The organism is Rhodovulum kholense (assembly GCF_003053725.1).
Taxonomy (GTDB): domain Bacteria; phylum Pseudomonadota; class Alphaproteobacteria; order Rhodobacterales; family Rhodobacteraceae; genus Rhodovulum; species Rhodovulum kholense.
Genome location: NZ_QAYC01000008.1, coordinates 1 through 14,586 on the forward strand (window position 1 = coordinate 1; position 14,586 = coordinate 14,586).

The window sequence follows — 14,586 nt, forward strand, 5'->3', positions numbered from 1 at the left end:
TCGTCTTGCAGGTCGGCTTCGGAGGTCTGCTCATGCTGCCCGGCTAGCATGCTGGATTCACGAGATGAATCCCCTGGATTTGCGCAACAACGCCCATCGCAAGGGACTCTTTCTTCTGCACAGGCAGACAACGCGCGGTTTGCAACGCCACACCGCAAGCCGGGCAGGAGCCCCTCGGGACCTCCTGCCAGAAACAGCCGCAGTCTAGCGCATGAGCACGACCGGAACCTTGCAGGAACGGATCATCCCGGTGGTGGTCGAGCCGATGACCAGGGTTCGTATGCGCGAATGCCCGTAGGCGCCCATCACCAGAAGATCGATCCCGTCCGTTTCGACCAGATCGGCCAGTGCCTTGTCCGGGGCGCCTTTCAGAAGTTTCACCTCGGCTTCATGCCCGCCCGCGTTCAGCGTGGCGCGCGCCTTTTCCAGCGCGCGGCGCAGGTCGGCCGTGTCCTGGCCGGCGGTGGCCACGATCACCTTGAGCCCGGCAAACATCGGGTCGCGGGCGACATGGTCGACCGCCTTCATCGAGGAAACACCCCCGTCATAGGCGATCAGCACCCGGTCTATCGGCGCGAAGCTGCGGTTCGAGACGAAGACCGGCTTGTGACTGGCGCGCACGATCCGCTCGAAGTTGGAGCCGAGATGGGGGCTTTCCAGCCCGGCGGCCTCGCCCCGCTTGCCGATCACGATCATGTCGGCCGCGGCTTCCTTCTGTTCGACCGTGTTCACGATGTCGTCGTGGCGCAGCCGGGTGATGACATCGGTGACGCCTTCGGCCTCGATCAAGGCCTTGGCATCCTCCAGGATCGCGCGGCCCTGGGCCTGCGAAAGCTTGGCGTGCTGTTCATCCAGATCGCTAAGCTGTTCCATCAACTGCGACCGCGCACCCAGCCGAATCGAGCCCGACAGATCGCGCCGCCCCTGGGCCCGGCGCGGATCCAGCACGTGGTAAAGCTTGACCTGCGCGCCCGAGCGCTTTGCGATCCAGGCCGCGTGGCGGCACACGCTTTCGGAATAGGCCGATCCGTCGACCAGCGCCATCAGCATCCCTGTCATCGTCCCATACCCCCGTCAGTGACCCAAGAGATCGTCCATCGCGCCGGGCTTGTCATGCACGGCCAGCTTGTCGACGATGGTTTCGGATGCCGCATTCATGCCCCTGATCTCGACCTCGGCGCCCTCGCGGCGGAACTTGAGCACGACCATGTCCAGCGCCGCAACGGACGAGACGTCCCAGATATGGGCGCGGCTGACATCGATGGTGACGCGCTCCAGCGCCTCCTTGAAGTCAAAGGCGCGCATGAAGTCCTCGGTCGAGGCGAAGAAAAGCTGGCCCTCGACCACATAGGTGCGCGCGCGCCCGTCGGGCGAAATCTCGGACGTGACCCGGAAAAGCTGGGCGATCTTGGCCGAAAAGAAGATGCCCGACAGCAGCACGCCGACCAGAACGCCAATGGCGAGGTTGTGGGTGTAGACCACGAAGAACACCGTCGCCAGCATCACGATGGAGGACGATCGCGGATGGTCGCGCAAGGTCCGGATCGAGGACCATGAGAACGTGCCGATGGACACCATGATCATGATCGCGACCAGCGCCGGCATCGGGATCTGTCCGACCAGATCGCCCAGCACGACGATCAGGAACAGAAGCATCGCCCCCGCGGTGAAGGTCGACAGCCGCCCGCGTCCGCCCGATTTCACGTTGATCATCGACTGGCCGATCATGGCGCAGCCCGCCATGCCGCCGATGAACCCGGTGCAGGTATTGGCGATCCCCTGACCGATGCATTCCTGGTTCCGGTCGCTGGGGGTGTCGGTCAGGTCATCGACGATGGTCTGCGTCATCAGGCTTTCCAGCAGACCCACCGCGGCCACCCCGATCGAATAGGGCAGGATGATCTGCAGAGTCTCAAGCGTCAGCGGGATGTCGGGGATCAGGAAGACCGGCAGCGTGTCGGGCAACTCCCCCATGTCCGACACGGTACGGACATCGATCCCGAAGGCCATCGTCACCGCCGTCAGAACGATGATCGTGATCAAGGGCGAGGGCACCGAAGTCGTCAGCAGCGGAAAGAGGTAGATGATCGCAAGCCCCGCCGCGACCATGACATAGGTCACCCAGGTCACGCCGATCAGTTCGGGCACCTGCGCGAGGAAGATCAGGATCGCCAGTGCGTTGACGAAGCCGGTGATGACCGAGCGCGAGACGAACCGCATCAACTGGCCAAGCTTGGCCAGCCCCGCTCCGATCTGGATCAGCCCCGCCAGCACGGTGGCCGCCAGCAGGTATTGCAACCCGTGCTCCTTGACGAGCGTCACCATCAGAACGGCCGTTGCCGCCGTCGCGGCCGAGATCATTCCGGGCCGCCCGCCGGTGATGGCCACGATCACCGCAATCGAGAAAGAGGCGTAAAGCCCGACCTTTGGATCGACGCCAGCGATGATCGAGAACGCGATGGCCTCGGGGATCAGGGCGAGCGCCACTACCAGTCCGGCCAGGATGTCACCGCGGACGTTTCCGATCCACTGGTCGCGATAGGCGTAGAGTGCGTTCATGGTCATTCCGGTGGCGGGCCGCCGACGCTCCGGCAGGGGGGCGCGGCAGTCTGGGGTGTCAGTGGTCCGGAGAACTGGCGCTGAAAGCCACCACCCGGCAATAGGCCGGGCCCGGGGCGGATCACCATTCGCATACAAAAATCCGGCGCCAAGGCCAACAGCCAAAGCAGCGCGGACCTGCCGTGTCGTATCTGCGGCCTGCCGTTCGTGTCGCGCGTGGAAAGGACGGGTATGAACCCGTACCGCCGCTCATGGGGGCAGCATGAGATTGCGCAAAGGCGCGCGGGGCGAAGGCGGATGCTTGCTGCAGGGGCGGCGGGCCAAGGCCTGCGCGCGCGATGCCCCGTTTCGGGACGGCGACAGAGCCATGAACCAGGCGGGGGCCGGATAGGTGCGGCCCCCGCCGGTCGAACCGGTGCGGGACGGCTATCCGCCTCAGGCAGCGCTATTGGCCGCGTCGCGGGCCTTCCGGGACGAGAGGCGCTTCCCGAAGGAGACGACCAGAAGGATCACCCCGACGCCCAGCACCACGTAGACGGGGCCGTAATCGGGCGTGGCCATCGCCGCAAGAGCGGCCTCGCGGCTACCGGAATAGGGACGGACATGCAGGAAGGGCTGCTCCAGCGAGTAGCCATCATCGATCAGCGTGTCGCGCACCATGTCGACCAGCTCGGGATGACGGTCTTCGTAACCATGGATCCGCTGATGCCAGTGCCCGCCGCGCGATTGCGAGGCCTCATCGGAATGGCTGCGGTCCCAGGCCTTCATGTCCTCTTCGGAGTCGAAATAAAGAACACCCGAGGCCCGCTTGGCCTCCTGGGCGTCGTCGCCGGTAAAGATGGGCATTACCACGATATGGGTGTCGGGCGCGCGGCGGCGCGACTTGGCCAGCGTGAAGTAGTAGTCGTCGATATTCGCCTCGAACTCGGCCTGATGGAACGGTTCATCGCCGCGGTTCGCGACATAGCTTTCGAGCGTCTGCATCGCGGGGGCCGGTTCGCCGCTGATGGCGGCCACGTCGGCGGCCTCCTGACGGGCTTGCTGGAAGGCGGGATAGGTTCCACAGAGAACGAGAATCCCAAGGACCGTGTAGACGTACCAGGGAAGTTTCCGCAGAATTTTCTGAAGCATTCTAAGGCCTTTCGCGCATTTTGCCCGGCGCGCCTTAGCAAGGGCGGTCGATGTCGACAACGTGCGAAAACTTGACGCAGGCCAAAAGCCGCGCCCGCAAACGCGGCAGATTGGCGATTCTACGCCGACCCCTCAAGCACAGGGCTTCCACGGTCTGGCCCCATGACTCCGCTTGGGCGCGGGCGCGCCGAGTGGTTCTCCTGTTCCGCGCCTCGGCCGAGACCGTCATGACCATCGCGGCCGCCCCCAGCCTCGGCCGAGCGCGTCAATCAGTTCGACGCCGTCGCTAGGGGCGGGCAGCGGAAGTTCGCTGCGCCTTTCACAGGCGTCAGCAATGCGAAGGAAAGCGACCTTTCAGTTCGCCGCATTGGTAGCGAGACAGCGCAGGAGTGGACGGGCATACGCGCGGTAGGCCTGGCACGACGACTACAATCATCACTGCCCCCACGCGAACGTCAAAGGCTTCAGCCCGTAGAGGCATCACCAACTGTCAATAGAGGACCAAAGCCTGAACAGAGCGAGCTAATAGACGCGGAACCCTCGAGACGCACGTCAAAGAAACCCCGTTTCCTGAATCTATCGCGTTATTGCGGTCACGAGGACCATCAACTACCATATGTAGAATTTCGTCTGCTCCCGAGGTAACTATGCCTAAGAAAATTCTGACGGTAGGTTTTCAACTGGCTACTGAAAACGCCGAAACAGCAGAGTTTCGTGATAAAACGTCACTCCTAGACTGGGACGTCATCTTGTTTAGGCCGGACGCGAGCAGTTACCTCTACAATGAGTACAAACCGTCTGAGTACTTGGGGAAAACTGCGCTCAATGATCGCAATTCCTTTGGCTTAAAAGAAGCTTGCGCTCATTGGAGACGAGAACTACAAGAAGCGGTTTCGAACGGAAAGACGGTTATTGTTCATCTCTCTAAACCTACTGAAGTTTATGTAGCTACCGGCACCAAAGAGCACTCGGGGACCGGCCGAAATCGACAAACAACTCGCCATGTAGAAATTTTTTCGAACTTCAGAGCCCTGCCGATCATCGAGGATTGGACGGCGACGCATGGAAGCGCCATGACGCTGCGACCAGAATACCGCGAGCAGCTCTCATCCTATTGGTCGAAGTTCGCTGACAAGTCTGTGTATGAAGTCGTTTTTGCAGAGGGCACCAAGGGTGCTTGCATAACGACCAAACATGGCAACCGGGCGGTTGGCCTAGCCTTCTCAAGCAAGTCTTCTGAGGGAAGTCTTCTCTTTTTGCCAGACCTAGATTTTGGTCCCGATGAGTTCTTCGAAGAGCGAGACGACGAGATGTGTTTCACCGATGCTGCTCGGCAGTTTGCTGGATCGTATCTCAGCGAAGTGCTCAGTATCGACCAAGCATACAGACAAAGCTCTGCCAAGACGTCTGAACCTCAATGGGCGAAGGAAGAAACCTTTAGTCTTACAACAGAAAAGGGCCTTCGGGAAAAGTTGCTTCGCGCTGAGGAAGCGGTGGAAAAAGCTCAGCGGAAAAAGGAGGTTATCCAAAGTCAACTTGTCGAAGCAGGACAGTTGAGAGACCTTCTTTTTGAGACTGGTAGGCCGCTAGAGGCAGCTATTTTAAAAGCTCTAGAATTGATGGGTTTCGACGCTGAGCAGTACGAGGATGGAACCTCAGAGTTCGACGCCGTGTTTTCTTCTCCGGAAGGAAGACTTCTCGGTGAAGCCGAAGGCCGTGATAGCAAGCCAATCGCGATTGGAAAACTTCGACAGCTTACAATGAATATCCATGAAGATTTGGAGAGGGAGGAGGTGCAGGCTCCTGCTAAAGGGATTCTTTTCGGAAATGGCTTTAGATTGATAGCTCCTCACGAGCGCGAGCCTTCTTTCACGGACAAATGTGTAAGTTCTGCCGTATCCATGTCCATTGGACTAGTTGCAACATGCGATCTATTTGAGGTGGCGAGGTACCTATCTGAAAACAGTGACAAGAGATATGCAGAACTTTGCCGAACAACACTTGTAAAGAAAACCGGAATCATAAGGTTTCCAAATAGACCGATCAAAGCGGAGAGCGCTATATTAGGGAATCCACAGCGAATGTCCGCAAAGCGGGCTGCGACCGCAGAACCCGAGTGAGGTGTTAATGTCTTCTTTGGGCCGGGAGCTCCCTCAGGCCTGGCGCGCTAGGCAAGGGTCCTGCCGCGCGGCTGCATCTCTGCTTCGGGCTCGAAGGGGTCATACTGCGGCGCAGCGTGTCTTGCGCCTGGAGGGCCGTGGCTGCCGTCGCTCCCGGCAGATCCCAACCGGACCGCGGCCATCGGTGTGGTGCGGTCGCCGCGACACCAGGTGACGGCGAACCTGGCCCAAAATCGCAACGGGCATGTCAAGGCGAAGGCGCCGAGCCAGCCCGGCGGAACAGTTCGAAGTGTAATTGTGTCACGCCACGCTCCATTGGTAAGGACAGCAGAAAATCGCTCTTATTTTCCCATATTTTAGCCCTATATTTGCCCGCGTTAAGGACGCACCCTGCATTTCAATATGCTGTTTCTAATTTATTCCTATTTTTTACGATTCCCTTCACCCGCTCCACCTCACTCTTTCAGTACCTTCTGCCTCCGCGCATGAGACGGGTCTGCCTTGACGGTCCGGCGCCGTCCCCAAGACCTGACCGCAGCGCCCCCCGGCCTGCGGCGGCACCGGGAAAGACCCTGGCGCTGGACCGGAAATCGCCAGCTTGGGGCTGATCGGCCTGCCGGTCCCGCGATACGGCAGGCGGGCGGGGCGCATCTCTCGCCTGACCGGATTTTTTCGAATCTTTCCAAAATGCGAACCTTGCGGTAACGTTGGGTCAAGGGGAGGCCCGACGTTTTAATTTCCAGGCGCATCGTTTGCCCGGCAAGGCGTCCCATCTTCGTCGATACCAGGGGGGATCAGATGAAGACTAATTCGAGAACGTTTTTGTCCGGATTTGCCATTGCACTGGCGCTCACGGCCGGAGTTTCACCGGCCCTTGCCCAGACCGATCCCGGCAGCGATGCCGCGACCTGCGCCCGGCGCGACGCGTTACAGCACGCGCTGGCCACGCAGCCGGATCTGACCTGGGAGGCGCTTCGCACCGCCTGTGCGGCGACGGTTGCCGCGGCAAAGTCCGCCGATCCCATCGGCCATGGCTGGTTCGTCAATGCCGGCAACGGGTTCATCGGCGTGCCTCTGGTCGTGCAGAAGATCCTGCCCGATCTGGCGCCGGAAATCTGGGGCACGCCCGAGGATTTCTTCGGGGGGTTCGGGCTCTTTCCCGACCCCGACCTGACCGACCGCATCCTGCCGCGGGGCCTGGGCATCACCGGGGCCAACGGGCGGCCGGTCGCGGCCGATGGCAGCCCCTCGAGCGAGGTCGATTACAGCCAGCCGCAGCCGCTGTTCGTCACGCTCGCCTGCGGCGCCTGCCATACCGGCCAGATCGATCTGGGCGACCGGCATCAGGTGATGGATGGCGCGCCCAACACCCAGTTCGACGTGCGCAAGTGGCGCGGCGCCTTCTCGGCGCTTCGCGAGGGCTATCTGTCGGACGCCCAGATCGGCACCGCCGAGGCTCCGGGCGAGACCACGAAAAAGCTGCTTGACATCGTCGCGGTCAAGCCCGCGGGCTATTTCGCGCGCGGCTTGCCGCAGATCCGCGCCGACCAGATCGAGGCCGTTGACCAGACCCAGCGGGCGATCTTTGCGCAGAATGCCGTGCCGATCCTGTCGGGGCTGGCGCAAAGCACCGGCGTGCGCGCGGCCTCGGTCGCGCTCCAGACCCGGCCGGGGTCGAGCTATGGCCATGGCGACCGGTCCCCGGGTCTCGGCGGTCACAGCGCCGGGCAGTCGGATGGCAGCGGCGATCTCTTGTCGGACCTGTTGGCCGGACAGGCCGCAGCGCAGGGCAAGCTGACCGAGCTTCTGACCGGCCCGCTGCCCGAGGCCCTGCCCCGCTTTGCCACGGTGACCGACATCCCCGCGGTCTGGAACCAGGGCGACCGGTCGGTCGGGCAATGGGACGGCAGCGTGCTGGAACGGTTCTGGCGCAACATCGCGGCCGAGCTGCCGATCATCGGCGTGCCCGCCAAGGTCGATCTGATGAATGCCGGGATCAGCGCCGAATTCCTGCTGCGGCTGCCGCCCGCCCCCTATCCCTTCGAGGTCGATCTGGCCAAGGCCGCGGCGGGCGAGGCGCTGTTCGCCGAGAATTGCGGCACCTGCCACCGGCCGCGCAACGAGGCGCGCTATCCGGTGATCGGCACCGACATGAACCGCGCGCAGGTGCTGAACCCGGCGGGCAGCGCGATGTTCCTCGCAGCCTTCCAGGCGGCCTGCCATGATCCGGAGTTCGGCTATACCGACACCTATGGCCGCCGGATCGAGCCTTGCACGATGCCCGCCTACCGCATCCTGCGCGACACCACCGAGGCCGCGAACCAGGGCTATCTGGCCCCGCCGCTCGACGGGATCTGGGCGCGCGCGCCCTATCTGCACAACGGCTCGGTCCCGACGCTGGCGCAATTGCTGAAACCGGCCAGCCGGGCGCCGGTCTTCCTGCGCGGCGTGATCGACTATGACCCGGACGAGGTCGGCTGGATGTGGCAACCGGCCGATCTGGACAGCTACCGGGCCAGGTATCCGACCGTCTCGCTGCACGACACCGCGCGCGATGGCTGGTCCAATCGCGGCCATGACCGCGACCTGATGATCGAGGGCCGGATGCACCGGCTCGACTGGAGCGACCCGGCCCTGTCCGACCAGGCCGGGGCCCTGATCGAATACCTCAAGACCCGGTAGAAGGCGGCCCCCGCCTTCCGCCGCCTTCTGCCCGGGCGCGCATCCCCGCCGCCGGTTGAGGAGACCCAGCAGATGACCGATACGAGTATCCAGACGGTAACCGCCATCCAGATCGGGATGATGCGGGCGACCCAGCCGCAGCTGCGCGGCCAGCATTTCAAGATGCATGGCTGCGTCGAGGCGATCTTCGAGGTGGACGAGGTGGCGCCGCCGCTGAATGTCGGCCTCTTCGCCGCGCCGGGGCGCTACAAGGCGCTGGTGCGCTTTTCGAACGGCCGGGAGAAGGACGACCGCACGCCCGACATCCACGGCATGGCGATCAAGGTGCTGGGCGTGGCGGGCGACAAGGCGCATCCCGACGCGCCCGAGGGCGAACAGGATTTCATCCTGGCCGACAACCCGGTCTTCTTCATCCGCACGGCCGAGGATTACGCGATCTTCATGCAGTCGCTGGCCAAGAATGCGCCGCGCGGTCAGCCCCCGGTCGAATTCATCGAACATCTGTCGAAGACCCATCCCGAAGACATCGCCGTCCTGCAGGGGTTCAACAAGCAGGTGCAGACAAGCCCGCTGAGCGCGGACTACTGGAGCCAGGTGCCCTATGGCTTCGGTCCCGACCCGGCCCATGCCTGCCGTTACCGCGCCACCCCGCGCGCCGGTGTCGCGACCGGGCCGGCGGGCGCGGGCCACGACTACCTGCGCGACGCGATGGTGGCGGGTCTGGCCGAGGGCGCGGCACCTGTCGTCTTCGATTTCGGCGTTCAGCTGCGCAGCGATGCGGATGCGGCGGTGATAGACAATCCGACCGTCGAATGGGCGCCCGACTATGTCCCCGTGGCGACGGTCACGATCCCGCCGCAGGTCTTCGACACCCATGAGCGTCACGCCTTCGGCGAGGCGCTGCGCTATTCGCCCTGGCATGCGCTGTCCGACCATCGCCCGGTCGGACAGGTCAACGAGATCCGCAAGGTGGTCTATCCGGCAAGCCAGACCGAACGGGCCCAGATCGCGCCGCTGGGCCAGGACAACCTGCGCCTGACCGAGGAAGAGCTGCGCGAGGGCATCGACGACGAGTTCAAGGCGCTGATCGACAAGCTCGCGCGGACCTTCGGGTTCCTGTCCAATACCAAGCGCGGCCGGGGCACCCATACCTGGGGCGTCGCGGGCCGTGGCACCGCGCGGTTCATCACCGATCCCGACTTCCCGGCCAATGACTTCTTCACCTTCGGCAAGGTGCTGCCGGTGATCCTGCGCCATTCCTCGCCCGGCGCGCGCGAGGACGACCGGGCGCGCGACGGGATGGCGGCCTCGGTCAAGTTCTTCTCGGGCGAGACCGGCCATGACGGGCCCGGCGTGCTCGATATCCTGATGAATGCCGGGCGCCAGCTTTTCGTCCGCTCGATCCAGGATTTCAGCACTTTCGTCCATGCCAGCCCCGACGAGCGCAAGGAACTGGTCCGCCAGGGATTGATGATGGAGCCCGAGCTGATCGAGGCCTACCGCATTCGCGGGTCCTTCCTCGACAGCCGCTATCACAGCTGGCAGTGCTTCGAATTCTTCGACAGCGCGGGCACCCGGTCCTATATCCGCTTCCGCCTGATCCCCGGCGACCGCGGCCCCGAACGCGGCCTGCCCGAACCGGGCTTCCGCGCCGAGGGGGCGCCCTCGATGGACCCGGTCCCGGACGATCCGCGCGCGCCCGATTTCCTGCGTCAGGAATGGATCTATCAGGTGAAGCATTCCGAGGTGCGCTACATCCTGCAGGGCCAGATCCATCCCCAACCCGAGAACGTGCACCCCGATCACGAGGTGCTGAACCCGGCAAGGGCCTGGAACGAGATCCACTATCCCTGGCGCGATCTCTGCGAGATCCGGATCGACGAGCCGATCCTCGACAACGAGGCGGTCAGCGCGCTCGACATGACGCCGAACCGCAGCCCGGCCTGCATCCGCATCCCGCTGGCGACCTCGCCCACGCAATATGCCTCGCTCGGTCATGCCCGGGCGCTGGTCTATCCCGGCGCGCGCGCCGTCCGGGCCGCCGCCGAGAAGCCGCAGAACAACTGACCCCACCGCCGCCTCCGTCCGGGGCCGGCCCGTGCCGAAAGTGACCGCATGCCCACGAAGCTGAGAAATCACCCGCCGCGCGACGAGTCGGCCGACGGGCTGGAGAACCGGTTCGAGGCCCATGTCCTCAGCAACTACCCCGCGCTCTGGCGCTTCGTGATGTCGATCGAGCCGCTCCGGCGGTTTGCCAACCGGACGATCATCGACCTTGCCGTGCGGCGCGCGCGGTTCCGGCCGTCGCCCTACGGATCGATGGCGGTGCATGGGGACACGGCCAACGGCATGGCCGATTACACCTCGTGGGAGCTGATGATGGACCGCACCTGGTTCAAGCGGCACCTGCCGCCCGGCACGCTGGGCCAGGAGGGCGACAAGCGCGGGCCGCTGCCGCCGCTGGAAGCGCTTGAGGCGCTCTTTCGCACCCCGCCGGGCGAAGAGACGCTGTCCGAGAACAGCAGCCTGCTGTTTCCGTCCTTCGCGCAGTGGTTCACCGACGGCTTCCTGATGACCGACCCGTCGGATGTGCGAAAGACCCACACCTCGCATCATATCGACTTCAATCCGCTTTACGGACTCAGCCGCGCCGAAAGCGACGCGATCCGCGCGAAGTCGGAGGAGAAGGGCCATAAGGGCCGGCTGAAGACCGAAACCGACCCCGACACGGGCGAGGTCTGGGCGCCGCGCTATTTCGGCCCCGACGGCGAGGTGAAGCCCGAATTCAAGGCGCTGCGCCCGCCGTTGCGGCTGACCGAGTACCTGAACCTGGTGGGGTCGGAGCGCGCGGCCGAGATCAAGCCCACGATCTTCGCCTTCGCGGGCGAGCGCGCCAATACCTCGCCCTATACCGCGATGCTGAACATCCTCTTCCTGCGCGAGCATAACCGTCTGGCCGGGCTGATCGAGGAGGCGAACCCCGACTGGGACGACGAGCGCGTGTTCCAGACCGCGCGGAACGTGAACATCTGCCTGCTGATCAAGATCGTGGTCGAGGAGTACATCAACCACATCTCGCCCTATCACTTCCAGCTGACGGCCGATCCCTCGGCCTGCTGGAACAAGCCCTGGAACAAGCCGAACTGGATCCCCATCGAGTTCAACCTGCTCTACCGCTGGCACAGCCTGACGCCCGACTATTTCGACCTTGCCGATACGCCAGTGCCAAGCGACCGGCTGCTTTTCGACAACAGCCATCTGACGAAACTGGGTCTCGGCCAGGCGATGCAGCGCGCCAGTACCCAGCGGGCCTGGAACATGGGGCTTCTGAACACGGCCGGGTTCCTGATCCCGGTCGAACTGGCCTCGGTCGCGCAGGGTCGCGCGCACCGGCTGGCCTCTTATAACGACTACCGCGCGGCGGTGGGCTATGGGCGGGTTCGCCGGTTCGAGCAGATCACCGGCCATCCCGAACGGATCCGCCTCTTGAAAGAGCTCTACGACGGCGATGTCGACAAGGTCGAATTCTTCGTCGGGCTCTTCGCCGAGGACGTGGCGCCGCGCGCGGCGGTGCCGCCGCTGATCGGACGGATGGTGGCGCTTGACGCCTTCTCGCAGGCGCTGACCAACCCGCTTCTGTCCGAACATGCCTTCAACCCGCGCACCTTCTCGAAGGTCGGCTGGCGCGAGATCCGGAAGACCACGCGCCTTCAGCAGATCCTCGACCGCAACCTCGGCGGCGATACCGGCCGCTATGCCATCACCATGACCCTTCCGACCCTGACCTGATCCCTGCCGCCGCCCGGAGCCCCGCGCCATGCCCGACACCGCCAGCCCGCCCCCAGACACGCCAACCGGGGACGCACCGGTCTTCCTGATCGGCCTGACCATGGCGGGCGCGGTGTCGGCCGGGGCCTATTCGGCGGGCGTGCTCGACTATCTGTTCCGGGCGATCGACGCACATAACGCGCGGGTCCGGGCCGGTCCCAGCGCCGAGGACCCCGCGCCTCCGCGCCACAGGGTGGTGGTGAAGGTCATGACCGGTGCCTCGGCCGGCGGCATGTGCGCGGGCCTGACCCTGGCAGGCCTGCTGAAGGGCCACGCAGGCGCGGGCGAGGGCGCGCGGCTGTCCGAGGGGCGCCCGGTCGACTATCCCGCCGCCGACGGGACCACGGCGCAGTGCCGCGCGGCGCTCGAGCCGCTGTTCGACGCCTGGGTCGATCAGATCCGGTTCTGGGACCCCGCGACCGAAACGGGGTTTCTGGCGACGAAGGATCTGGACGATCCCGCGCCGCTTCTGGGCGCGCCCGAACGGCCCAAGGGCGCGCCGGTACCGATTCTTTCCGTGCTCGATTCCTCGCATCTCGACGATGCGACGCGGGCCGCGCTGACCGGCGTTCCGCCGCTGGGCGGCAAGCCGCGCTATGACTTCCTGGCCAAGGACCTCGACGTCTTCGTGACGACGACCGGGCTGAACGGCGTGCTCTACCAGATCCGCTTTCCCGGCAGCGAATACCGGATGCAACAGCACGGGCTGTCGCGGCATTTCCGGGTGCATGGCCTTGGCGTGACCGAGCATCCGTCGGCCTGGCTCGACCGCTGGGGCGACCGGGGGATCGCGCTCGACCCCGATCAGACGGATGCCGCCGGGACCGTGCCCTTCGTGTCGGACCCGGGCTCGCGCTGGTATGACATGACCGTCGCGGCGCTGGCCTCGGGGGCCTTTCCAGTGGGGCTCGCGCCCCGGACCATCGCGGCGACGCCGCTGCAGCTTGGCGCCTGGGACCCCGAAAACCCCTTCACCGAGGGCGGCGCGCTGACCATCGAGGCCGCGCCCGATCACATGGTCCTGCCGCGCCCCTATTTCGGCACCGGCACGGCGCTGACCGGGGCCGCGACCTATCTTGCGGTGGACGGGGGGGTGATCAACAACGAACCCTTCGACATCGCCCGGTTCACGCTGCGCCGGTCCGCGGCGGGGGCCGCGCTTCTGAGCAACGCCCGCGAGGGCAACCGGGCGGACCGCGCCGTCATCATGATCGATCCGTTCCCGCGCTCGCCCGATTACGCCGCGCTGACGATGGACGAGACCCTGCGACTGGGCGGACTGCTGCCCAGCGTGATGCGGCTGTTCCCGACGCTGGTCAGTCAAGCACGGTTCAAGATCGACGAGCTGCTGCATGCCACCAACAGCGATGTGCATTCGCGCTTCATGATCGCGCCGGTGCGTTCAGAGACCGGGACCAGCCCCGCGGCCCGGGGGGCCGATGCCATCGCCTGCGGTGCGCTGGACGGGTTCAGCGGCTTCTTTGCGCGCGGCTTCCGGCTGCACGACTTCGTTCTGGGACAGCGCAACTGCCAGAAATTCCTCGAAAGCCACTTCCTGCTGGATGCCGACAACCCGATCCTGGCGCTCGACGCCGATCACCCGCACCTGCAGGCGGCCCGCGCGGCGCGGGCCAAGGGCGAGGCGATCCCCGAGGGGCTGCGCATCGTCGATCCCTGCGTGAGCCCCGGTGCCGGACTGGATGCCGAGATCCCGATGCCCGCCTGGCCGCAGATCGGCCTTGGCGCGCTGCAACAGATGCGGCGCCAGTTTCTCGTGCGCCTGACCCGGATCGGCGGGCATCTTTTCGACAGCCGCGCGATGGGCGGCATCGCGCAATGGGGGCTGAAGCGCCTGTGGCAGGGGCTTTGGCCGGTCTATCCGAAGGGGCTCAAGGGCGATGTCGGGGACGCGGCCGCCCGCGCGGTGCTGAAGGCCTTCCTGCTGCGGCGCCAGCTTGAGACCTCGGAAGATTTTTCGACCGGGGTGCGCCTGGCCATGACCGCGCTGATCGACGCCCATGACGAGGCGCAGAGCGCCCGCGAGCTGCGCGAGCGGCTGACGAGGGCCCGCGAGACGGGGCTTTATCCCGCAACGCTCGAAATCCCGCAGCAGGCCGAGATCGAACGCGGGCTGCTCTGGATGCAAAGCGCCGGTCTGGCGCGCCGACCGCTGAGCAACATCTTCGGCCCGCCGCGCTATGCGTTTTCCTCTGGGGACAACGGCTGAGGTCGCGGCCGCGGGCAGATCGGCGCGGCGTGAACCGCG

Annotated in this window: 8 protein-coding genes; 5 read left to right on the forward strand and 3 right to left on the reverse strand. The window is 64.8% G+C overall.

The features are described from left to right. Nucleotides 1–204 precede the first annotated feature (204 nt). From C8N38_RS11475 to C8N38_RS11485, 3 genes are all read right to left on the reverse strand, one after another. Nucleotides 205–1,059, reverse strand: a complete 855-nt coding sequence (locus tag C8N38_RS11475) for a universal stress protein (protein WP_108027326.1) — start codon at nucleotides 1,057–1,059, stop codon at nucleotides 205–207. 15 nt (nucleotides 1,060–1,074) lie between these two features. Beyond that, nucleotides 1,075–2,559, reverse strand: coding sequence for a SulP family inorganic anion transporter (locus tag C8N38_RS11480; RefSeq protein ID WP_108027327.1), 1,485 nt, complete (start codon nucleotides 2,557–2,559; stop codon nucleotides 1,075–1,077). Nucleotides 2,560–2,994: 435 nt separating this feature from the next. Next, nucleotides 2,995–3,690, reverse strand: coding sequence for a hypothetical protein (locus C8N38_RS11485; protein WP_108027328.1), 696 nt, complete (start codon nucleotides 3,688–3,690; stop codon nucleotides 2,995–2,997). Between the two features lie 647 nt (nucleotides 3,691–4,337). Here C8N38_RS11485 and C8N38_RS11490 point away from each other — a divergent pair. The 5 genes from C8N38_RS11490 (at nucleotide 4,338) to C8N38_RS11510 (ending at nucleotide 14,547) form a co-directional block, all read left to right on the forward strand. After that, on the forward strand, nucleotides 4,338–5,810 hold the full coding sequence (locus tag C8N38_RS11490; protein ID WP_215731131.1) for a hypothetical protein: 1,473 nt from the start codon (nucleotides 4,338–4,340) through the stop codon (nucleotides 5,808–5,810). Between the two features lie 798 nt (nucleotides 5,811–6,608). Beyond that, nucleotides 6,609–8,492 (forward strand): c-type cytochrome, encoded by a 1,884-nt coding sequence (locus C8N38_RS11495; protein WP_146176261.1) that lies wholly within the window; start codon nucleotides 6,609–6,611, stop codon nucleotides 8,490–8,492. Between the two features lie 72 nt (nucleotides 8,493–8,564). After that, nucleotides 8,565–10,559, forward strand: coding sequence for a catalase family protein (locus C8N38_RS21665; RefSeq protein ID WP_215731132.1), 1,995 nt, complete (start codon nucleotides 8,565–8,567; stop codon nucleotides 10,557–10,559). A gap of 48 nt (nucleotides 10,560–10,607) precedes the next feature. Continuing rightward, complete coding sequence (locus C8N38_RS11505) at nucleotides 10,608–12,281, forward strand: peroxidase family protein (RefSeq protein WP_108027331.1); 1,674 nt, start codon at nucleotides 10,608–10,610, stop codon at nucleotides 12,279–12,281. A 28-nt stretch (nucleotides 12,282–12,309) separates the two neighbouring features. Then, a complete protein-coding gene (locus C8N38_RS11510; RefSeq protein ID WP_108027332.1) occupies nucleotides 12,310–14,547 on the forward strand; it encodes a patatin-like phospholipase family protein in 2,238 nt (745 codons plus the stop codon). Nucleotides 14,548–14,586 lie beyond the last annotated feature (39 nt).